This is a genomic window from Bacillus sp. IS1 (genome assembly GCF_032461585.1).
GTDB lineage: Bacteria > Bacillota > Bacilli > Bacillales > Bacillaceae > Bacillus > Bacillus velezensis.
The window spans coordinates 819,023-841,894 of the sequence record NZ_JAWCWR010000001.1 but is presented as its reverse complement, the minus strand read 5'-3'; the positions used below and the strand labels follow the sequence as shown (position 1 = coordinate 841,894).

Here is a 22,872-nt window from a genome sequence, read left to right as displayed (position 1 = left end):
ATGAATGCTTTTCTCAATAATATAGCAGAGGTGTTTCCATATGTTGCGCGTAGAACGGGTTACAGGAGGTTATAAGCGTACTAAGAAAGCAAACCACAATATTTCTTTTGAGGTTGATAAAGGGGAAATAGTTGGTTTAGTAGGGTTAAATGGTGCGGGGAAAAGCACGATCATTAAGCACATTTTAGGTATATTAATACCTACTGAAGGACGTGTTACACTCGATGGTGTTTCATTAAGAGATAATCCCTCATATTTTAGACCGCGTATATCCTATATCCCTGAAGTTCCTCAATTATATCAAGAATTAACTCTTTGGGAGCATTTAGAATTTGCTGCTTCTGCTTATAGAATGAAAAGAGAAAATTTTGAATTAAGAGCGGCTGAACTTTTAAAAAAATTTAGAATGGAAAGAAGAATAAATGACTTTCCTCAGACTTTTTCGAAGGGAATGCAACAAAAGGTTATGATTATTTGTGCCTTCTTGGTTGAACCTGTTTTCTTTATTATTGACGAACCATTTGTTGGGCTAGATCCTTTAGCAATTGATACATTAATTGATTTAATGGTTGAAATGAAAGATAGAGGAATGGGAATCCTTGTTTCTACACATATTTTAACTATGGCTGAAAAATATTGTGATCGTTTTATTTTCCTTGATGAGGGGAAGGTTAAGGTGCAAGGAACTATTCAGGAAATTCAAGTTCAGACGAAAATGATTGATGTTTCATTGGAAGAAATATTTATTGGGGTTGTCAAAAATTGAGTTTACTATGGGGTAAATTGTTTATAGGACGATTAAAAGCTCAATGGGAAACAGAAAGAGTTTATCTTTTACGAGTATTTAGCAATAGCGGCATATTCATAGCTTTCGGATTGTTGATGTATGTCTATGTTAAATTGTTTAAATGGTTTGATCAGTTAGTAATGGACAGGTTTGAATTTATTTTATTTTTTTCTATTATAATGGCGGTTTTTTTAACAAGGAATTCACTCACAACCCTTTTGCGTGAAACAGACATTTACTTTATGCTACCAGCTGAATCAGAGTTGACTCCATATTTTAAATATGCTTTTTATTTTAGTTTGTTTATCCAAGCATTAAAAGTTATTGTGTTAATGCTTATTCTGTATCCATTATTTCAAAGCAAGACAGATAATCATATTCTGTTTTTAACAACATGTATAGTCTTGCTTTGTTTAAAATATTTAAATATGAATGCTGTTTTTTATGCAAATAAAGAAATCTATCTTCCTATTCAATTTACTGTAAATTGGATATTGCTGAATCTTTTCTTTTATCATCTTCTGTTATTTTTGCTGATTGTTGGAATCATCAGCTATGTTGTGATAACCAGGCAGACATATATATTGTCTAGCGATATGTGGCTTATGCAAATCAACAAGGAACAAAAGCGGAAGTCCTTCTATTACACTTTTTTGAACTTGTTTATTGATATACCGAGTGTGCAACATCGTGTTAGAGAAAGAAAGTATTTGTTCTTTTTGATTAAAAGGTCTTCGTTTATTTTCCGAAACCCTTTTTTATATTTACTAATTCGCTCTTCGTTGAGATATGGGGAGTTTTTTGGTGTCTATATTCGCCTTTCATTTGTCATGTTGATTGCTTTGTTAATCTCGACATATCCAATTTTAACCGTTTGTATTACGATGTTGGGCTTATTTCTAACAACATTACAAGTACTTCATAATTTCAAGCCTCACATATATCCGTTAATGCTACGTACATATCCAATAACAAATAGAGATGTGAAACTTGGACTCGAATATATTGTGTTTTCTTTACTTGTACTTCAAATTCTTTCACTGTTACTTTTGTTGATTTCATGTAGTATTAAGATTCAAAACATATTGTTGTTACAAGTATTATCCCTTGCTGTAGCTTATATTCTAAGTTTCTGGTATGTTCCAAAAAAGACAAAAGATATATTTAACGATTAAGCTCGGAATACCGTATCAAGATCTTGGCACTGCGTAATCCTAACTCTTACTGTCGCTGACAGTTTGGCTGTTCGCACCGCCGCAAAATAAAAAACATACTGAAAGAAGAGGCAGTGCCCGCACATAAAATCATTGAATTCGGTACGTTGGAAGCCATTATTGGGGCGGTGCAGGCGGGGATGGGAGTTTCCTTTCTGCCTGCATCAGCCGTCCGTTATTTTCAAAACAGGAAAAATCTTTTTCTTCATGAGCTCCCTGAACATTTTCGGGATATGAATATATCATTCATCTACCGGAGTGATTTATTTTTGACATCGGCGTTTGAAGAACTGCTGAATGGATTAAAAGCATTACCGAACGGAAGATGAGAAAACAGGACAGCTGTGTACGCCAATTTTTTTCGTTCTGGTTTTTCTTAAAAAAACTTTGTTTTTCGGAAAATTTATGTATAATAAAAGAAAGTTTTTCGGATAAAGTATCTGCAATGATAAGGACATGAGACATTTTAACCGGCCATACAGAGAGGGAGGGCGCGGCTGAGACCTTCCCGGCACGAAGAATGAGCTTACCGCCTTTTGAGCTGTATTGGTGAACGAAAGCAGCCGATACCGTATAGCCGCGTTACGGCAAAAATGAGCCGTCACTTGAAGTGGCGGGAATTTGGGTGGAACCGCGGGTCTGACACACACTCGTCCCTTTTTTGGGATGAGTGTGTTTTTATGTTTATATAAGAAAAATGGCAATGATAAAGGACATGAGACATTTTTACCGGCCATACAGAGAGGGGAGGCGCGGCTGAGACCTTCCCGGCACGAAGAATGAGCTTACCGCCTTTTGAGCTGTATCGGTGAACGAAAGCAGCCGATACCGTATAGCCGCGTTACGGCAAAAATGAGCCGTCACTTAAAGTGGCGGGAATTTGGGTGGAACCGCGGGTCTGACACACACTCGTCCCTTGCTTTGGGATGAGTGTGTTTTTTATTTTATTAAAAATAAAGGAGAGATCAGACCGTGAAGCAGCCACACATTGTGATTACTTTTCCTGATGGAAAACAAAAAAAATACCGGAAAGGTGTTACGTTAGAAGAGATCGCCCAATCAATCAGTCCGAGTCTGAAAAAGGCGTCTGCCGCCGGAAAGATAAACGGATCGTTATATGACCTTAGAAGAAGCATTCAGAAGGACGCGGCGATTGAACTGTGCAGTTTTCAGTCTGAAGCGGGACTGGAAGTGATGAGACACACAGCAGCACACGTATTGGCGCAAGCGGTAAAACGTCTGTATCCGAAGGTTTGTTTAGGGATCGGACCTGTTATTGACAATGGCTTTTATTATGACTTTGATATGGATGAAACGATTACTGAAAAAGACCTGGCCGTCATTGAAAAAGAGATGAACCGAATCATTTCGGAAAATCCGGAAATTATCAGAGAAGAAATCCCCAGAGAAGAGGCAGAGCAGCTGTTTGCTCATGAACCGCTGAAGCTTGAACTCTTAGCGGGTATTCCGCAGACTGATACAATCAGTATATACCGCCAGAGCGAATTCATTGATTTATGCCGGGGTCCGCACTTGGCGTCTGCCGGACAGATAAAAGCTTTTTCGCTCACTCATGTATCAGGGGCTTATTGGCGCGGCGACAGCAACCAAAAAATGCTCCAGCGCATCTATGGGAAAGCATTTTCCTCAGAAAAGGAGCTGAACAGACATTTTCAGCTGTTGAAAGAGGCGGAGATGAGAAATCATCGGAAATTGGGAGCGGAGTTACAACTTTTTATGTTTTCGGAAGAGGCACCGGGTATGCCTTTTTATCTGCCGAACGGTCAGTTTATCCGAAACACGCTTGAATCATTTCTGCGTTCAAAGCAGGATGCCTATCATTATCAGGAAGTGCGCACCCCTATGATGATGAACCAGCGTCTTTGGGAGCAATCCGGCCACTGGGATCATTATAAAGAGAATATGTATTTCTCAGAAGCCGATCATCAGCGCTTCGCGTTAAAGCCGATGAACTGCCCCGGCCACATGCTCATATTTAAAGAAAAGCTTCGTTCTTATCGTGATCTTCCGATTCGGATGGCTGAGTTCGGTCAGGTGCACCGTCACGAATTCAGCGGGGCGCTTAATGGCCTGCTCCGCGTCAGATCTTTTTGCCAGGATGACGCACACATTTTTGTAACGCAGGATCAGATCGAGAGTGAGATCGCTTCGGCGCTGCAGCTGATTCACGAGGTGTACACCGCATTTGGTTTTTCCTATGATATTGAGCTGTCAACAAGACCGGAAGATTACATGGGAAGCGAACGCTTGTGGGACAGGGCTGAGAGCGCATTAGAAAAAGTATTACAAGAACAGGGATATCGTTTTCGGTTTAATCGGGGAGATGGCGCATTTTACGGACCGAAAATTGATATTCATATAAAAGATGCGCTGAACCGGAGCCATCAATGCGCCACTGTCCAACTGGATTTTCAAATGCCGGAGAAATTTGATTTAACATATATTGATGAAAAAAACCAAAAAGTCCGTCCTGTTGTCATTCACCGGGCGGTATTCGGATCTCTCGACAGATTTCTCGGAATCATTACAGAACATTTCGGGGGAGCGTTCCCTTTATGGCTTGCACCGGTACAGGCAAAAATCATCCCAGTATCAAACACCGCACACCGGGACTGCGCAGAACAGGTGCACTTGCAAATGAAGAAAGCGGGTATCCGGGCTGAGCTCGATCAGCGCGATGAAAAACTCGGCTATAAAATCAGAGAAGCACAAATGAAAAAAATACCGTATATTGCTGTTGTGGGAGATCAAGAGTGCCGCCATCAATCTGTACATGTACGGCAATACGGGCGGGAAGACACATTTGAAGAGAATGTGAGTGATTTTATGTCCCGGATCATAAGAGAGGCAAAACAAAAAATAGAGATTGAAGAAAAACAACATTGACATATCGTAAAATCACGATATAATAAAGCGTATGAAACCTATTGATGTTTTTAAAGCGTTGTCTAATGAGTCACGGCTTGAGATTTTACAATGGCTGAAAGAGCCGGACCGTCACTTCGCCCCGCATGATGGCATTGATATGAATGAGATCGGAGTATGTGTCAGCCAGATCACCGATAAGCTTCAGATGACACAGTCAACGGCGTCTCAATATCTTTCCATTCTTCAGCGGGCGGGCCTTATCCAAACAAAACGGATTGGCAAATACACCTATTATAAAAGAGATGAAGAAGCGATAAAGGCGATGGCCGATTATTTTCAGCGCGAAATGTAGGGCTGAATCCTTTAGAAGAGGGATTCAGTTTCTTTTTCCGACTACACATCGACATATTGCGATTTGTTTCTGTTTGTTCAACCCTTTATATCGATATATCACAATATATCTTTATACAAATCATCAATGAAGGAGTGTGTCAGGTGCAAAATACCTGGAAGATTTACATTTTGGCAATTATCAGTTTTTTAGTGGGGACGTCTGAATATGTGATATCCGGGATGCTTGATAAAATTGCAGGGTCCTTGGGAGTTACTGTGGCAGCGGCAGGGCAGCTGATTACAATTTTTTCACTTGTTTATGCAATCGGAACGCCTGTCATGATGGCCCTTACAGCAAAACTGGACAGAAGGAAGCTCATGATCTATGCTCTTGGATTGTTTGTAATCGGAAATATCATTTCTTTCCTTGTGCAGGGATTCGGCTTATTTGCGGGAGCGCGGGTGATTATGGCGCTTGGAGCAGGAACCGTGGTGGTCACCGCGCTTACGATCGCAGCAAAAATCGCTCCCCCGGGAAAACAGGCAAGTTCTCTCGCAACCGTCATTATGGGGTTTACGGCGGCGCTCATTATCGGTGTTCCGATCGGAAGAACCGTGTCTGAAGCTTTCGGCTGGAAGGTGGTTTTCGCCGGAATTGCGGCAATCGGAATCATTGCCATGCTTATTATACGTTTCGCGCTGCCTGAGATAAAAGGAGATAAACCGGTGCCGCTCATTCAGCAATTTTCTCTTTTGAAGAAACGAAAGGTGGCTGTCGGGCTGGCCATTACGTTTTTTTGGCTCGGAGGCTATTCGGTTGCGTATACGTACCTTTCTCCGTATTTACTGAACGTCACTCATATCGGCAGCGGAATACTGAGTACATTGCTGCTTATTTTCGGTGTTGCAAGTCTTGCCGGTTCTAAAGCAGGCGGTTTCAGCGCAGACAAATGGGGGGCGCGTATGACATTAACCGGCGGAATGGCGCTTCATGCTATCATGCTCATGTTATTGCCGTTTGTCACACATTCTGCTTTCGGAGCGGCGGCAGTGCTTATTTTTTGGTCCTTCGCCGCCTGGTCATCTGGGCCTGCTCAGCAGTATCATTTGGCAACGATGGAGCCTGAATCATCGGGTGTATTACTTGGCCTCAACCAGTCTGTGATGCAGCTGGCTATGGCAGCCGGGGCGGGCATCGGGGGCATTGTTGTCACTCATCTGTCTCTTGCGTCAGTGACATGGATCGGATCAGCGGGTGTTGTCATCGCGATGTGCGGCGTGCTTTCGCTTGCATCATTAACGTCTGAAAAAACCTCATCTGAATACAGTGCAGAATAAACAAAAGCCTCATTTCTCAGCTTGAGAAACGAGGCTTTTTGTCTTGTTATTTTTTATAATTTTTCAAGTTTACGCCGATTGCGGCTCCGTTTCGGCTTGAGTCGGCGACTCCGGTGAAGGTGCCGTTTTCACGGTCGATCAGGATGCTTTGCACATTACCGATATCAACCGGGCTGCTGCCGAATTTATGCCCCATTTCGTTCAGTTTTGTGCGGGCTTCTTCCGGCACTCCTTTTTCATATCGATAGGATGTCATGCTGTTTGTGTAAATTCTCGGCTCTTCGACTGCCGCTTTCAGATCCATGCCGTACTCAACTTTGTTCAGGATCGTTTGCAGGACGGAAGAAATAATCGTTGCTCCGCCGGGGGAGCCGACAGTCAGGACAGGTTCGTTATTTTTGAATAAAATAGTCGGAGTCATGCTGCTGAGCGGACGTTTATTCGGCTGCACTTCATTTGCGCCGCCAGGCACCGCATCGAAGTCTGTTAACTCATTATTCAGCACAACGCCGTATCCGGGAACCATAATGCCGGAACCGAACAGCTGTTCAATTGTTGTCGTATAAGATACGACATTGCCGAAGCGGTCGGTTACCGTGAAGTGAGTCGTTTGACCTTCCTGTTTGTCAGTCGGCTGCTCCACTTGTTTATAGTTTGCAGAACCTTCCTGATAGGCCCAAGGATCGCCGGCTTTCGGTTTTTTATTGACTTTATCAATATCTATCAGCTGTCTGCGGGCATTGATATAATCTGGATTCAAGAGACCTTTGAGAGGGACGTTGACGAATTCTGGGTCCCCGGCAAATGCGGCGCGGTCAGCATAAGCCAAATGCATCGTTTCTGCGAGAAGCTGATATTTTTGCCAAGAACGGATATCATATTGAGAAAGCTTAAAATCATCCAGGAGGTTCAGCATTTGCAACAGGAAAACACCGCCCGAGCTTGGAGGAGGAGCAGTTGCGATATGATAGCCCTGGTAATCTCCCCAGATCGGTTCGTCAATCGTCACATTGAAGTTTTTAATGTCTTTTTCTGTCATTGAGCCGCCGAATTCCTGCACTGTTTCTGCAAGCTTTTTGGAGAATGCACCGTCATAGAATGCTTTTGTGCCTTTGTACTTAATAGCTGTAAATGTTTTGGCTAAGTCTTTTTGGATGAGTGTGTCTCCTTCTTTCAGAGGTTCTCCGTTCGGAAGAAACACGTCTTTTGCAGCAGTGTGTGATAATTTGTCTTTATAATCTGAGATGGCATCAGCTAAAACCGAATCGATCGGAAAGCCTTTTGAGGCAAGTTTAATGGAAGGGGTGATGAGTTGTTTCATGGAGCGTGTGCCCCATTTGTCTAGCGCTTTTTCAAGTCCTTTTAATGTTCCCGGAACACCGACTGCAGTCCCTTTCGTAACGCGTTCGGAGAAAGGAATGGCTTTGCCGTTTTCGTCAAGGAACATATCCGGTGTTGCGCCTGCCGGTGCGCGTTCCCTGCTGTCGATAATGGTGGTGTCTTTCGTCTTCGCATCATAAACCATCATAAATCCGCCGCCGCCGATTCCTGACATCATAGGTTCAGTTACGTTTAATGCGAATTGAATGGCAACCGCGGCGTCAATTGCATTGCCGCCTTTTTTCAGCACGTCGGCACCGATTTGTGAAGCGAGAGGATGGGCGGTGGCAACCATGCCGTCTTTGCCGACATCTACCTGTTTGTAGTCGTCATAGGAAAACGGGTGTTTCTTAGCCTGAGCGTGATAAGGGATGCTTCCGGCCGCGAGCAAAGTACTGAGCAGAACGATAAAACAGAGATTCATAAACTTTTTCTTTTTCATAGTCTGCCTCCTTTGTTTTCCGCTTACAATTATAGAGTAAGTAAAATGTGCTGTTTTCACAAGTGACAAACGGAATAGTCCGGTGTCAAAAAGTTGGGGTTTCTGTGTGAATGTAATCAGTCGCAAATAGGCTAAATGGGAAACCGGACTGAAAAAGCTGTGAAACAAGCATAAAGACAAAAAATAAGCTACAATAAACAAAACAGAATTCACTCACATGACATATGAAAGGAACGTGAGCCATGTATTTAACGATCAAAGAGACAGCTGAGTTTACCAGTCTTCCTGAAGAATATGTGCACAATCTTGTTTTGACGAATAAAATAAGAGCCGTCCATGACGGACAGCAATATTTAATCAACAAGGAACAATTTCAAACACATCTCGAGCAGCTGGAAAAATATAAGGAAATGATTCAAGAGTTTTTAAATGAGCCGCTTCCTGAGGACATTGATGTAAAAGATGAAGATTAGGACACAATTTCATATTGTGTCTTTTTTTGCATTTTTTTCGGTTGCTCACAAAAAAACGGATGCTCAGATTTCGTTTTAAGGCCGCCGTTTTCATTTTTTAATACCTTGAGTATCTATTTGTTTAAAAGCTTGTCAACGGGCTGAAAATGATGTTTTTGAGGAATTCGTTGAAACTGCTTATCTGATTCACCTTATGTAACACTATGTATATTATGTTACATAAGACCCTTTATCCTTTATCATTCAACGGGTTTCGGTTATAATAGTAACATAATGCTCAATATGTTACTTTACCAATTATAAGGGGTTTTTTGATGCATATCGTACAGCCGATCCGAAGTTTGGAGAAGATCCAGGAAGTCAAACAGTATTTAATGAAAAAAAGTGATCGTGATTATTTTTTATTTATTTTCGGCATGAACAGCGCACTGCGGATTTCAGATGTTCTGCCGCTTCGCGTGAGGGATGTAAGGAACAAAGACCATGTGTGGGCAACCGAAAGCAAAACGAGAAAGAAAAGAAAAATTCTGATACTGGAGTCTTTAAAGGCCGACATATACGCTTATACAAAAGACATGAAAGAGGATGACTATTTGTTTAAATCAAAACGGACGAATAAGCCCATATCCCGGATTCAGGCATACAGAATATTAAAGGAAGCGGCTGCCGCTTGCGGGTTGGAGGAAATCGGGACGCATACGCTTAGAAAGACGTTCGGGTATCATTTTTATCAGAGGACAAAAGACATTGCTGAACTGCAGAGGATTTTGAATCATTCTTCTCCGTCTATTACAATGCGTTATATCGGAATAGATGAAGATACGACGAGAGCCGCCTATAAAGTGTTCGGAGGGCTGTAGACTTGAAAAAAACGGCCGCCAGCGTTACTATAATAGAAGCAGGCTCTAGTAGCACAGCGGATAGTGCAGCAGTTTCCTAAACTGCAGGTCGGGAGTTCGAATCTCTCCTAGAGCGTTTTTTGTATGAGAAAGGCGCAGCTGAATAATGTCGGTAAAACAAAAACCCCCTTGTTATACAAGGGGTTTTTGAGTTGAATATTTTGTGAGACCTGGTGGAAATGATGTGAAAAAAGCCCGCTGTAAGTAAGCGGGCTTTTTCTTATATGACAGCATCAAATTGATTGACTTTCCAAACGTTGTTTTCTTTTACGAATGTTACATCGCGTTTTGCTGACGGAGAACCGTCAAGAGTCGGTACAGTGAAGCGGTATGTTTGGACGCTTCCTTTTTTAGAAAGAAGAGTCATTTTTGCTTTTTTCCAATTCAGAAGGTTATCTCCGTCGCCGACCGGAACAGCCAATTTGCCGTCTTTTACAGTGAAGTGGTAATCGTTAAGCCCTTTGTCAATCGCTTGCTTTGTAAAAGCGGGTGTCAGATATTTTACGGCTTTCGCTTTTGTTCCGAGGTCTTTGCACATAAATACATATTGCAGATTTTGATATTCAAACGGTTCAGAAGTGCAATTTGCGTTTGATTTAAGTGAACCGCCGCTCATTGTGTTCCAGAAATGTTCTCTCGCTGACAAGGCCAGCTGAAGTGCTTGTTTTTGTGTAAGGTCATTAGGTGCATTTTTGGCGGTCGCCGCAGTGCCCAGTGACAGAATCAATGTAATAGTAGTGAGGAATAATAGCCATTTTTTCATGATATAATCTCTCCTTCAATCAATCTCTTTCTCTTATGTTACAAATGTTACAATAATTACGGTAAGATTACAATACCTTTTCAGAAATATTTTCCGGACTTTTTATTTTTATGGTTTATTTCCATGTAAGACGTGAGAAAAAGATAAAGAGTTTCATTGAACAAAAGGTTTTTACAAGCTGTCTGCTGAATAATAAAATGGAAGAAAATCAAAAAAGGAGTCCTACATATGGAAGTACAAGATCATTTAGAAACAGCGGAAGGCCGCGGCCAGTCTGTCTGGCGATCGATGTCACTGTTTTTAGTGCCGCTGCTTTTAAGCAATGTATTGCAATCTGTCGGCCAATTGGTCGGAATGGTATTTGTCGGAAGGTGGCTCGGAGTTGATGCGCTTGCCGCCGTATCGTCTTTTTTTCCGCTGTTTTTTCTGCTGATCTCCTTTACGATCGGAATCGGTTCGGGAAGTTCCATTCTGATCGGGCAGGCTTACGGCGCGAAAAACGAAGAGAGGATGAAGGCGATTGTCGGCACTACACTGACTTTTACCTTTATGCTCGGTGTTGTTCTGGCAGTTGTCGGCAGTGTGTTTACGCTTGATATTCTGCGGCTGATGGGAACGCCGGAAAACGTAATAGATGTCAGTGTCCGATATGCGCGCATTTTGTTTTGCGCAATGCCGCTGATGTTTTTATATTTTGCGTATACGACATTTTTACGCGGAACGGGAGATTCAAAGACCCCGTTTTATACGTTAATCGTCAGTACAGTCATAAACATCGGGCTCTTGCCCTTATTGATTCTCGGGCTTTTCGGACTTCCGAAGTTCGGCATTTACGGTTCGGCGTATGCAACCGTGATTTCAAACATCGTGACATTTATCGTACTCATGGTTTATTTACGGAAAAGAAAACATCCATTGGCATTTGACCGGACTGCGCTCCGTTCTCTTAAAATGGACAAAAAGCTGCTCGCGCTTTTACTCCGTCTCGGTATTCCGTCGAGCATCAATATGATTCTCGTGTCACTTTCTGAAATTGCGGTCATTTCATTTGTCAATCATTACGGATCAAACGCGACGGCTGCTTACGGGGTCGTCAACCAAGTGGCGAGTTATGTGCAGATGCCGGCGGTAAGCCTCGGTATCGCCGTTTCAATTTTTGCCGCCCAATCCATTGGCGCCAATCAATTCGGCCGGCTGAAACAGGTCATCAAAGTCGGCATCGGCCTGAATTATTTGATCGGCGGGGTGTTGATCCTGCTGATTTACACCTTCTCCCGGCAGATACTGGCTTTGTTTTTAACAGATCAGGATACACTCCACATTGCCCGCAATCTGATTATGATTACCCTTTGGAGCTATTTGATTTTCGGTCACGCTCAGATCGTTTCAGCAACAATGCGGGCGAGCGGTACGGTGCTATGGCCGACGATTATCAGCATTTTTGCGATTTGGGGAATTGAAGTGCCTGTGGCCTTTATTCTTTCTCATTATACGAATCTCGGCATTCTCGGCATTTGGGTCGGTTATCCGGCGGCTTTTGTCGTCAGCCTGCTGCTGCAATACGGATATTACCGGTTTGTATGGAAGAAAAAACAGATTACCCGGCTGATTCAATAAGGTTTTACGGCACATCGCTCAGTTCATACGGGCGATGTTTTTTTTAGAGAAGGAAAATGAGTTTAGAAAATGGAATTCCTATACATGCTAGAAAACAAGGAAAGGGCAGGTGCTTATGACGATTGAACATACGACTTATTTAGGGGTTTCAGCCATAAAAGCGGAGACTGATCAGGCTGAATGCATCATTGTGCCGGAGTGGGGATCAAATGTCATATCGCTTCGGGATAAAAGAACCGGCATGCGGCTTCTCAGAGAACCGGAAACTGCGGAGCAATTCCGCGCAAAACCGATGCTGTACGGCATTCCCGTTTTATTCCCGCCGAACCGGATTACGGACGGGACGTTTCGTTTTGACGGCCGCGCGTATCAATTCGAGATAAACGAAGAGGATAAACATAATCATATTCACGGCTTTCTTCACAATCAGCATTGGAAAGCGGCGGCAGCGAAAGAAGAGGGGGATGGAATGACAGTCGAAACAGAAATTGATCTTTCAAAGATTCCCCGTGTTCATAAACAATTTCCGCACGATGTCATTGTCCGGATGACCTATACATTAAAAGACAGTGTGTTTACGCAGCGGGCGCTGATTACCAACAAGGGAACGGAGGCTTTTCCTTGGGGGCTCGGCTATCATTCCACATTTGTTTTCAATGAAGAGCGATCACGTCTTTTTCTGACGGCTGACCGCATGTGGGAATTAAATGAACGTTTCGTGCCGACGGGCCGTTTATTGGATGTGCCTGATAAAGAAGCGTTCCGTCATGGGATGTCTTTGAAAAATAAACAGTTTGACGATGTTTTTCTTTCTTCCGGACGGAACGGCGGCAATAACGAAGCTGTTATTTATTATCCGGATGAGAAATTATCCGTTTTGTATCAGGCAGACACGTCTTTCAAGCATTGGGTGGTATATAACGGTGACGGAAAGCAGGGGTTTGTCAGTCTTGAGCCTTATACTTCCGTTACAGATGCTTTTAATCTGAATCAGCCTGCATCACTGACAGGGCTTCAGATTCTGAAACCGGGCGAAGAAGCGGCTGCGTCATCCAGGATCACCATTTTGCATGACGAAGAATAGGAAAGAGGCGGGATAACATTGAAAATATATGTGAAACGCTTGAGCGCGGTGATTCTGCTTTTGATCATTGCCGCAGTTCCTTATATTGATGATGCGGCTAAGGCGGCTGAACAAAAAAATACTCTGCAAAAAGAGCTGGAACACATTCTGGATGAAGAACCTGCTTTAAAGGGGGCTTCAGCGGGCGTCAGTGTCCGGTCAGCAAAAACAGGGGAGGTGCTGTTCGGCAGCCGGGAAGATATGCGGCTGAGGCCTGCATCACTGATGAAGCTGCTGACGGCATCTGCGGCGCTTTCCGTTCTCGGAGAAGATTACACCTTTAAGACAGAAGTACGGGCAGACGGCGCCGTGAAAGGAAAACAGCTGCGCGGAAACCTTTATCTCAGGGGAAAAGGCGATCCGACCCTATTGGTTTCTGATTTTGAGAAGATGGCTAAACAGGTCAAAGCCAGAGGCATCCATGTCATTAAAGGAGATCTGGTCGGGGATGACTCGTGGTATGACGATACCAGGTATTCAGTTGATCTTCCGTGGAGCGATGAAGGCCAATATTATGGTGCGCAAGTATCAGCTCTTACCGCTTCCCCAAATGAGGATTATGATACCGGAACGGTGATTGCGGAAATCAGCCCGGCAAAACAGCCCGGTAAAAAGCCGCGCATTTCGATTTCTCCCCATACGGACGTCGTTCGTGTGAAAAATGAAGTGAAAACCGTCGCTTCTGATGAAAAGAAAGAATTGACGGTTGAACGGGAGCACGGTGGCAATGTGATTACGATAAAGGGAACCATACCTGTCGGCTCGGCACAGGCAAGAGAATGGGCGGCGGTGTGGGATCCGTCGTCCTATGCTTTAGATTTATGGAAACAAGCGCTTACTAAACAGGGTATAACTGTAAAAGGGAAAATCAGAACAGGGCGAATGCCGCACCGCACCCAACTTGTCACATCACGGACATCCATGCCTCTTTCAGAATTATTGATTCCGTTTATGAAACTGAGCAACAACGGGCACGCCGAAATTCTGATCAAGGAAATGGGAAAAGTGAAAAAAGGGGAGGGCAGCTGGGAAAAGGGCTTGGACGTGATGAAATCGGAGCTTAAATCGTTCGGGCTGAATCCGGATGAATTGATTGCAAGAGACGGATCCGGCGTTTCTCATATTAACGGCGTATCCGCCGGCCAAATCGGAGAGCTTTTGTATGCGGTTCAGAAAGAAAAGTGGTACCCGTCTTTCCTTCGGTCGCTCCCTGTCGCTGGCGCAAGTGACAGAATGACGGGAGGAACCCTTCGGAACCGGCTGAAGGGCACCCCGGCGGAGGGCAAAATTAAAGCGAAAACCGGGTCACTAACATCAGTCAGTTCGATTGCCGGCTATGCAGACACAAAAACAGGAGATACGCTTATTTTTTCCGTGCTTCAAAACGGGCTGCTTGACGAAGATGACGGAAAAGACATTGAAGACAAAATTGCAGTCGTGCTGGCAAATCAATAAGAAGGGCCGAATCCTTAGAGGATTCGGCTTTTTTGATGTCTGTAAAACATTATATTGCGATTATGAATCAATCTTTTCAAAAAGTAATATCGGCAATATACTTCCTTTTTTTTACATGATACTTTCTTACTTGTTCACCGATTTTTCATTTTTTAACGTAAAACTTCTTTTAAGGAGGCAAAACCTTTTTAAAAGCGCAATTAATTATACATTTTATTCCTTATTATAGTGTTTAAGAACCAGTTTGTAGTGTGCATACATACCGTTTTACATGGTATAAAGATTATAGAAATGAAGAAATGAAGTGAGGAATATATACTATATTCTAAAAAATGTTAGAGAAAATTTAATTTTTTATTGTGATTTCTAAAATATGTTTTAAAATAATGCTTATATGGATGATTTAGTCATATGCTGTCGAAATTTAATTGTAATTATTTCACTTTCTTATCCTCTTAAATTGAAATGGAGGGATTCCATTGAAGAACACTGTTTATTCTTTAACTCACGCCCAAAGAAGAGTCTGGTTTACAGAGCTGCTCGAGCCGGGCACAAGTATCTGCAATCTCGCGGCGTGCGTCAAATTCAGGGGGGACATCGATTTTGACGTACTGCGCCATGCTTTAGATTTTTCTATCTCGCAAAATGATTCACTCAGGTTTCAACTGACAGAAGGGGACGGATCAGAACCCCAGCTGTATCTGGCGGGGCATCGGCCGATTTCTCTAGAGACTGTTGATTTTACTCATACTGATCAGGCAGAGCGGGACGCATGGATTGACACGCAGACCCGTGTTCCGTTCAAGCTGTTTCATTCACCTCTGTATCAATTTACTCTGCTTGTCATGTCAGACGAAGAAGTTTGGCTTTATTCAAAATTTCACCATATTATCATGGACGGCATCTCGCTCAACCTGCTCGGCAACCAGCTCATTGATATCTACCAAAAGATTATGCGGGGCGAGGATTTAGCTGAACATCACAGACCTTCCTATCTCAGCTACATGGAAAAAGAACAGCAATACTTACAGTCTTCCCGTTTTCAAAAAGACCGTTCATTTTGGACTGAAACATACCGAACCGTTCCGGAACACCTTTCACTGGCGGAACGAACCTCTCATCTTAGACAAAGCACTGCGGCTTCCAGAGATACAATCACTCTTTCTCACTCCTTAGAACAATCTATCCGGCGTTTTTGCAAAGAAAATAATATCAGCATCATCTCTCTGTTTATGGCTTCGTTATACATATGCATCAGCCGTCTGACGGCTAAAAAGGATATTGCCATCGGCACTTATTACGGAAACCGGGGCTCCAGGCTCGAAAAGGATATGCTCGGCATGTTCGTCAGCACACTGCCGATCAGAATGACGGCAGATCCTGATGCGGAGTTCCTGTCCTTTGTCCGCAGCGTAGGAAAAGAGCAGCTGTCTGTTATGCGGCACCAGAAATATCCTTACAATCTTTTTGTGAATGAATTAAGGCAGACTCATCACGACCTGCAAAATATCATCGGGATTTCGATGCAATACCAGCCTCTCGCGTGGCGTCAGGCAGAAGGTTTCGATTATGAAACGGCGATGTTTTTCAGCGGACATACGGCAAATGAGCTGTCCATTTTAATTAAGGAGCGGACAGATACGGGATTGATTGAGCTGAATTTTGATTATCAATCCGCTTTATTTACTAAAACATCGATTAAACGAATTCAAACTCATTTGCTGACGATCGTTGAAAATGCCGTTAGAAATCCAAACCAGCTGATTCGGCATATTGATATGGCGGATGAAAATGAAAAGAAACGGGTGTTAACTGCGTTTAACCGTACAGAAACGGTTGAACCGCCGGCTCCGACGCTTCACGGACTGTTTGCCCGCCGCGCCGCGCTTTCGCCGCATCGTCCGGCGCTCCGTTTTCCGGGCGGTATGCTGACGTACGCTGAGCTCGATCAGTACACAGACAGGCTCGCTGTTCGGCTCCGCCAAAAAGGCGTCCGCAAAGAAAGCATGGTCGGCGTACTCGCTGAACGCTCGCCGGAGATGGTGGTTTCAGTGCTTGCCGTGTTAAAAGCGGGCGGCGCCTATGTGCCGCTTGACCCGGAGTATCCTGAGGACAGGCTGCGCTATATGCTCGATGACTGCGGCGCTTGTCTCCTGCTTGCACAGCCGGGATTATCCGTTCCCGGTTTTTCCGGCGAAACGCTAGAAGTGTCTCTTTCTGCTCTGACAGGCGAGACGGAGACAGGGGCTGTCTCTGAAGAAGCGGATGCTGATTCGCTCGCTTATATCATTTATACGTCCGGTTCGACGGGAACACCGAAGGGAGTGGCTGTTGAACACCGTCAAGCCGCCGCCTTTTTATCAGGGATGCAAGGGCAGTTCCCATTAACGGAAGAGGACATCATCGTGCTGAAATCATCCTTTTCATTCGACGCCTCCATCTGGCAATTGTTTTGGTGGACGATGTCCGGCGCTTCCGTGTATCTGCTTCCGGCCGGATGGGAGAAAGATCCTGTGCGGATGATTGAAGCTTTTTCTTCTGAAAAGGTGACGACCGCGCATTTTATTCCGGCGATGGTCAACAGCTTTTTAGACGCGCTGGAAACAGAGCCTGCGGAAACAAGAACACGCCTCGGCAGAACACTGACACGCGTGTTTGCCGGAGGGGAAGCTCTTTCCCCGCTTACGGCTGCCCGGTTTGCCGATCTGTTGCCGGAGACCATGCTTATTCACGGCTACGGACCGACAGAAGCGACGGTTGATGCGGCGTTTTACGTCTGTGACCGAAAACGGGACAGCGGACGGACAAGGCTTCCGATTGGTAAACCCGTTCCTGGTGCCCGTCTGTATGTATTAGATAGCGGAGGAACCATCCAGCCTGCGGGTGTGGCAGGAGAGCTGTACATCGCGGGGACAGGGGTGGCCCGGGGCTATCTGAACCGGCCTGAGCTGACGGAGGAGCGCTTTCTCGATGATCCGTTTTATCCGGGAGAGCGCATGTATCAGACAGGCGATATCGCACGCTGGACAGAAGACGGCCTTGTTGAATGGCTCGGGCGTTCAGACGGACAGGTGAAAGTCCGCGGCTACCGGATTGAACCGGGAGAAATCGAAGCGGCGATCCGGCGCATCGACGGCATTCGTGAGGCGGCGGTCACCGCCCGGACCGAACACGGCGAAACCGCGCTTTACGCCTATATCGAAGGACGGGAAAGCGATGACGTGCGGGCGGAGCTTGCGACACGCCTTCCGGCCTACATGATGCCGGCTCAGTTCATAAAGATGACCGAGTGGCCGGTCACGCCGAGCGGAAAACTTGACCGCCGCGCGCTGCCGGCTCCCGGCGGAGCGGCAGACAGACAGGCGTACACCGCCCCGCGGAACGTCACGGAAATGAAGCTTTGCGCCCTTTGGGAAGAGGTGCTGAAAAACGGCCCCGTCGGCATCCGGGATCACTTTTTTGAGCGGGGCGGCCATTCGTTAAAAGCGACAGCTCTCGTCTCCCGCATCGCCAAGGAATTCGGTGTTCAGGTGCCGTTACAGGACATCTTCGCCCGGCCGACGGTGGAAGAGCTCGCTTCGGTTATTCAGGACTTGGAAGAGAGCCCGTATGAAGCGATTCAGCCTGCGAAAACACAGGACACCTATCCGGTGTCTTCGGCGCAGAAACGGATGTATGTGCTCCAGCAGCTTGAAGACGGCGGTGTCGGCTACAATATGCCGGCTGTGCTGGAACTGACGGGCCCGCTTGACCGCGGCCGGCTGGAGGAGACGTTCCGGCAGCTTGTGGAGCGGCATGAGTCGCTCAGAACGTCCTTTGAAACGGGGCCTGACGGCGAACCGGTGCAGCGCATCCATGACAGCGTACCGTTTCAGCTCGATGAGGCCGAGTCAGCTGACGCATTCGTCCGGCCGTTTTGTCTGGAGGAAGCGCCGCTCTTCCGTGCGGCCCTCGTGAAAGAATCAGACGAACGTCATCTTTTATTAACGGATATGCATCATATTATTTCTGACGGTGTGTCCGTCAACACCTTGATTAAAGAATTCGGCGAGCTGTACGCAGGCCGTTCGCTTGCGCCGATGCGCCTTCAATATAAAGACTATGCCGTCTGGCAGCGGTCGTTTCAGGAGAAGGAAGGATATCAGAAGCAGGAAGCGTATTGGCTGAAGCGGCTAGAAGGAGAGCTTCCGGTGCTTGAGCTTCCGGCTGACAAGCCCCGTCCGGCTGTCAGAAGCTTTGCGGGCGGCAGCGTATCGTGCACGCTTGACGCTGAAACCGCATCCGGCCTTCACCGCATCGCCCGGGATCACGGCTCCACTTTGTATATGGTGCTTCTCGCCGCGTACAATACGTTACTCGCGAGATTGAGCGGGCAGGAAGACATCATCGTCGGCTCGCCGATTGCCGGGCGTCCGCACAAAGACCTTGAACCGATTCTAGGCATGTTCGTCAACACGCTGGCCATCAGAACGGAGCCGAAAGGAGACAAACGGTTTACCGATTACTTGGCGGAAGTCCGCCAGGCCGCGCTTGAGGCGTATGAGCATCAGGACTACCCATTTGAGGAGCTTGTGGAACGGCTCGGCGTGCAGCGGGACATGAGCCGCAATCCGCTGTTTGATGCGATGTTTATTCTTCAGAATATGGAGCGAGAGGAGATAAATCTGGCCGGTCTGAAGGCGTCACGATCAGAGCATACCGAACATGATGTATCAAGTTTTGACCTGACCTTATCAGCGGCTGAATCCGATGGAAACATCCGCTTTGAAATGGAATTCAGCACCGAGCTTTTTATGAAAGAAACGATTGAACGATGGATGGGCCACTTACTGAATCTCTTGCGCCATGTTGCCGCCGAACCGGAAGTCACACTATCGAAAGCTGACATTTTGGATGAAGAAGAAAAACAAAAGTTACTGATTGAGTTTAATAACACACAAACCGAATTCATGGAAAAACACAAACTGTTTCACCAGCTGTTTGAAGAGAAAACAGAAGAAACGCCTCATCAGACCGCTGTTATTGAAGGAGCACAACAGATCAGCTATTCGCAGCTTAATGAGCGGGCAAATCGGCTTGCGCGAACATTACACAAAAATGGATTCGGTCCGGGAAAAAGAGCAGCTATATTGGCAAACCGTTCGATTGAAGCGATCGTCAGTGTTCTTGCCGTCATGAAATCGGGAGGGGCGTATATACCGATTGACTCCCATTATCCCGAGGAAAGGATTCGCTATTTATTAAAAGACAGCGCGGCATCCGTCTTGATGGTGCAGTCAGAATACAAAGAACTTGCTTCACAGCTGACGGATCACAATTTATTTCTCATTCAGCTTGATCATGAAGATCAATACGATATTTGTGCAAAGAATATTCAGCCGGCAGCGTCACCGGATGATACTGCATATATCATATATACTTCGGGAACAACGGGAACGCCGAAGGGAGTCGAAGTCAGAAATCGCAGCTTTACGCATGCAGCACTTGCATGGCGCAGGATTTATGAGCTTGATCTTATACCGGTCAGAGTGCTGCAGATGGCGAGTTTCTCATTTGATGTATTTTCAGGGGATCTTGCACGCGCCCTGCTAAACGGGGGAACGCTTGTCATTTGTCCGGATGACGTCCGGCTTGAGCCACAACAGCTTTATCGGCTCATTGATCAGCACCGTATCACGTTTATGGAGTCGACACCCGCGCTGATTGTTCCGTTTATGGAATATATATATCGCCGGAAGCTCGCGCTGCAAAGTGTAAAAGTACTGGTACTGGGTTCAGATATGATCAAGTCGCAGGATTTTTATACGCTTCATGAACGCTTTGGGAAAGAAATGCGGATCATTAACAGCTACGGTGTAACAGAAGCGACAATTGATTCTTCGTATTATGAAGCCGAAATGAGCGAAAAGCCGCGGGAAGATGATGTGCCGATCGGTGTTCCGCTTCCGAATGTACAAATGTACGTCTTAAACAAAGACAAACAGGTCCAGCCGATCGGCGTTTTCGGAGAGCTGTATATCGGGGGCGCCGGCGTCGCCAAAGGATATTGGGGACAGCCTGAGCTGACAGAGGACGCATTCAGTGATCCGTTACAAACGGGAGAAACGCTTTACAGAACCGGAGATCAGGCTTGCTGGCTGCCGGATGGCACTCTTCGTTTTCAAGGGCGGATTGATAAGCAGGTAAAAATCAGAGGATACAGAATTGAGACGGGAGAAATAGAAAGTGTGCTTTTGAAACACGATCAAGTCAAAGAAGCGGCTGTTACCGTGATGAAAGACGCCGAAGGACAAGCCCGATTAGCGGCATACATCGTTCCTAAAGAGGCCGATATCTCATCACTTCGCCAGTCTCTTATGCAGGAGCTCCCGGCTTATATGATGCCGTCTCATATTATCGGTTTAGACAGCATGCCCCTGACACTGAACGGCAAACTTGATAAATCGGCATTGCCGGCAGAAGAGATACATTCATCACAGGCATTTGTCGCGCCCGGCGATGAAAAACAGGCGATGTTATGCCGGATTTGGGAAGATGTGCTTCATATTCAGAAAGCGGGAATTCATCACTCTTTCTTTGAGCTTGGGGGAGATTCCATTAAGGCGCTTCAAGTGTCAGCCCGACTCGCCGGAGAAGGCTGGAACATGTCGATCCGCGATTTGTTTCAGTTCCCGACGATTGCAGAACTCGCGAAGCACCTCACGCCGGCTGTTGCAACGGCTGATCAGGGGCCGATAGAAGGAAGCGCTCCGCTGACACCGATCCAGCAGAGATTTTTTGAGGAGCCGGGTGCGTTTGAGCTTCATTATAACCAATCAGTCATGCTGTGCACTGAAGACAGCCTCCAAATAGATGCGCTGTACCAGGCGGTTTGCGCGCTGACAGAACATCATGATGCGCTGCGAATGACTTTCACTGAAAATGAGCATGGGGAAGCCGTTCAATATAATCGCGGAATCACAAAGCAGCATGAAGAAATATTTACGCTTAACGTCATAGATATTTCAGAAGAAACGCAGCCCGAAAAACGGATAGCCGCTGAGGAAAAAGAAATACAGCAGGCTATGCGCCTTGATCAAGGTCCTCTGCTTCATCTCGGAGTGTTCAGGCAGAAGGATGCCGACCATCTTCTTATAACGATTCATCATCTTATCGTGGACGGCGTGTCATGGAGGATATTGCTTGAAGATCTGCAGACAGCTTATCAGCAGGCATTAGAAGGCAAACAAATCGAACTGCCGCCGAAAAGCGATTCTTATATAAAGTATGCCGAAGAGCTTTTTGACATTTCCAAGAGCAAAGCATTGCTGGAGGAAGCCGCATACTGGGACAGCGTGATGTCTGGTGAAACAGCGCCGCTGCCGAAAATAACTGATGAAAACGCCGGACGATTGCAGGAAAACGCGCGCACTGCATCGTGGATATTAAGCAGCGAAGTCACGAAACAGCTGCTGTTGGAAACACAGCAGGCATACGGAACGGATGTTCATGAATTGCTTTTAACGGCGCTTGGAATGGCGCTTCATGAGTGGACGGGTTCTGAACAGATCCTTATCAGCACTGAGGGGCACGGGCGCCAGGGGCATATTCCTGACATTGATATGTCAAGAACGGCAGGATGGTTTACATCTGTTTACCCGGTGCTTTTGGATATGAGAGTGCCGGGCGGCTCAGGCGAAAAAACCGCTCACCGCATAAAGACGGTAAAAGATATGATGAGACGGGTTCCTCATCACGGAACCGGCTACGGGCTGCTGAGATATTCGCGAAACATTCTTTATAAAGACCCAGAAATAAGCTTTAACTATCTCGGTGCGTTTGACGGTCTTGAGGGAACGCTGAAGATGTCACCGTTCAAGCCGCAGCATGATATAGCGGCCGGGCGCATCCGCGAGTTTGATCTGGATATTAACGCGATGGTGGCGGCCGGGCAACTGGAGGTAAAAGCCGTTTATACCGATGTATTTGCACCGGGGGCAATCGAGTTTTTCATGAATCGTTTCCATACTCACCTCGAGGACATCATCGCCCACTGTTCCGGCAAGAAAGAGCGGGAAAAAACATTAACGGATTACAGCCATACAGAATTGACCGCTCAAGCACTATCAAGCATTGAAGATCTCGTAAAAGGACTTTAATTTCATAAAAAGGTGTGTGGC

At 45.8% G+C, this 22,872-nt stretch carries 13 protein-coding genes, 1 tRNA gene, 1 pseudogene and 1 other annotated feature; of the genes and pseudogenes, 13 read left to right on the top strand and 2 right to left on the bottom strand.

What is annotated here, in order from left to right:
* The first annotated feature begins 40 nt into the window (after window positions 1-40).
* From RUW00_RS03495 to RUW00_RS03470, 6 genes and pseudogenes are all read left to right on the top strand, one after another.
* Complete coding sequence (locus RUW00_RS03495) at window positions 41-766, top strand: ABC transporter ATP-binding protein (RefSeq protein ID WP_280145153.1); 726 nt, start codon at window positions 41-43, stop codon at window positions 764-766.
* Window positions 763-1,962, top strand: coding sequence for an ABC transporter permease (locus tag RUW00_RS03490; RefSeq protein WP_280145152.1), 1,200 nt, complete (start codon window positions 763-765; stop codon window positions 1,960-1,962). The genes RUW00_RS03495 and RUW00_RS03490 overlap by 4 nt, the downstream gene beginning before the upstream one ends.
* Before the next feature lie 65 nt (window positions 1,963-2,027).
* Window positions 2,028-2,330: pseudogene (locus RUW00_RS03485) on the top strand (LysR substrate-binding domain-containing protein); the annotation flags it as partial.
* A 365-nt stretch (window positions 2,331-2,695) separates the two neighbouring features.
* Window positions 2,696-2,921, top strand: a binding site (T-box leader).
* A gap of 52 nt (window positions 2,922-2,973) precedes the next feature.
* Complete coding sequence (thrS, locus tag RUW00_RS03480) at window positions 2,974-4,908, top strand: threonine--tRNA ligase (protein ID WP_280145151.1); 1,935 nt, start codon at window positions 2,974-2,976, stop codon at window positions 4,906-4,908.
* 31 nt (window positions 4,909-4,939) lie between these two features.
* Window positions 4,940-5,242: an ArsR/SmtB family transcription factor gene (locus RUW00_RS03475; protein WP_007407355.1), complete on the top strand. Its 303-nt coding sequence runs from the start codon at window positions 4,940-4,942 to the stop codon at window positions 5,240-5,242.
* 143 nt (window positions 5,243-5,385) lie between these two features.
* Entirely contained in the window at window positions 5,386-6,561 is a 1,176-nt protein-coding gene (locus RUW00_RS03470; protein WP_007407356.1) for an MFS transporter, read from the top strand.
* A gap of 46 nt (window positions 6,562-6,607) precedes the next feature.
* Here the strand turns inward: RUW00_RS03470 and ggt are convergent, their stop codons facing one another.
* On the bottom strand, window positions 6,608-8,383 hold the full coding sequence (gene ggt, locus RUW00_RS03465; RefSeq protein WP_280145150.1) for a gamma-glutamyltransferase: 1,776 nt from the start codon (window positions 8,381-8,383) through the stop codon (window positions 6,608-6,610).
* Between the two features lie 242 nt (window positions 8,384-8,625).
* Between ggt and RUW00_RS03460 the strand changes: the two genes are divergently transcribed.
* From RUW00_RS03460 to RUW00_RS03450, 3 genes are all read left to right on the top strand, one after another.
* On the top strand, window positions 8,626-8,856 hold the full coding sequence (locus tag RUW00_RS03460; RefSeq protein ID WP_003153848.1) for an excisionase family DNA-binding protein: 231 nt from the start codon (window positions 8,626-8,628) through the stop codon (window positions 8,854-8,856).
* Window positions 8,857-9,170: 314 nt separating this feature from the next.
* Window positions 9,171-9,716 (top strand): site-specific integrase, encoded by a 546-nt coding sequence (locus RUW00_RS03455; RefSeq protein ID WP_003153850.1) that lies wholly within the window; start codon window positions 9,171-9,173, stop codon window positions 9,714-9,716.
* Window positions 9,717-9,758: 42 nt separating this feature from the next.
* Window positions 9,759-9,831, top strand: a tRNA-Arg gene (locus RUW00_RS03450).
* 144 nt (window positions 9,832-9,975) lie between these two features.
* Here the strand turns inward: RUW00_RS03450 and RUW00_RS03445 are convergent.
* A complete protein-coding gene (locus RUW00_RS03445; RefSeq protein WP_280145149.1) occupies window positions 9,976-10,518 on the bottom strand; it encodes an IseA DL-endopeptidase inhibitor family protein in 543 nt (180 codons plus the stop codon).
* A gap of 228 nt (window positions 10,519-10,746) precedes the next feature.
* Between RUW00_RS03445 and RUW00_RS03440 the strand changes: the two genes are divergently transcribed.
* From RUW00_RS03440 to RUW00_RS03425, 4 genes are all read left to right on the top strand, one after another.
* Window positions 10,747-12,135, top strand: coding sequence for an MATE family efflux transporter (locus RUW00_RS03440; protein WP_014418076.1), 1,389 nt, complete (start codon window positions 10,747-10,749; stop codon window positions 12,133-12,135).
* Between the two features lie 115 nt (window positions 12,136-12,250).
* Window positions 12,251-13,219, top strand: coding sequence for an aldose 1-epimerase (locus tag RUW00_RS03435; protein WP_280145148.1), 969 nt, complete (start codon window positions 12,251-12,253; stop codon window positions 13,217-13,219).
* An 18-nt stretch (window positions 13,220-13,237) separates the two neighbouring features.
* Window positions 13,238-14,713, top strand: coding sequence for a D-alanyl-D-alanine carboxypeptidase/D-alanyl-D-alanine endopeptidase (gene dacB / locus RUW00_RS03430; protein WP_280145147.1), 1,476 nt, complete (start codon window positions 13,238-13,240; stop codon window positions 14,711-14,713).
* A 479-nt stretch (window positions 14,714-15,192) separates the two neighbouring features.
* A complete protein-coding gene (locus RUW00_RS03425; RefSeq protein ID WP_280145146.1) occupies window positions 15,193-22,851 on the top strand; it encodes a non-ribosomal peptide synthetase in 7,659 nt (2,552 codons plus the stop codon).
* The last annotated feature ends 21 nt before the right edge of the window (window positions 22,852-22,872 follow it).

Excerpts from the sequence above, each read along its gene's own strand:
- ggt (WP_280145150.1), bottom strand. The coding sequence starts at position 8,383 with ATGAAAAAGAAAAAGTTTATGAATCTCTGTTTTATCGTTCTGCTCAGT.
- RUW00_RS03475 (WP_007407355.1), top strand. The coding sequence starts at position 4,940 with ATGAAACCTATTGATGTTTTTAAAGCGTTGTCTAATGAGTCACGGCTT.
- RUW00_RS03495 (WP_280145153.1), top strand. The coding sequence starts at position 41 with ATGTTGCGCGTAGAACGGGTTACAGGAGGTTATAAGCGTACTAAGAAA.
- RUW00_RS03455 (WP_003153850.1), top strand. The coding sequence starts at position 9,171 with ATGCATATCGTACAGCCGATCCGAAGTTTGGAGAAGATCCAGGAAGTC.
- RUW00_RS03435 (WP_280145148.1), top strand. The coding sequence starts at position 12,251 with ATGACGATTGAACATACGACTTATTTAGGGGTTTCAGCCATAAAAGCG.
- RUW00_RS03445 (WP_280145149.1), bottom strand. The coding sequence starts at position 10,518 with ATGAAAAAATGGCTATTATTCCTCACTACTATTACATTGATTCTGTCA.
- RUW00_RS03440 (WP_014418076.1), top strand. The coding sequence starts at position 10,747 with ATGGAAGTACAAGATCATTTAGAAACAGCGGAAGGCCGCGGCCAGTCT.
- RUW00_RS03460 (WP_003153848.1), top strand. The coding sequence starts at position 8,626 with ATGTATTTAACGATCAAAGAGACAGCTGAGTTTACCAGTCTTCCTGAA.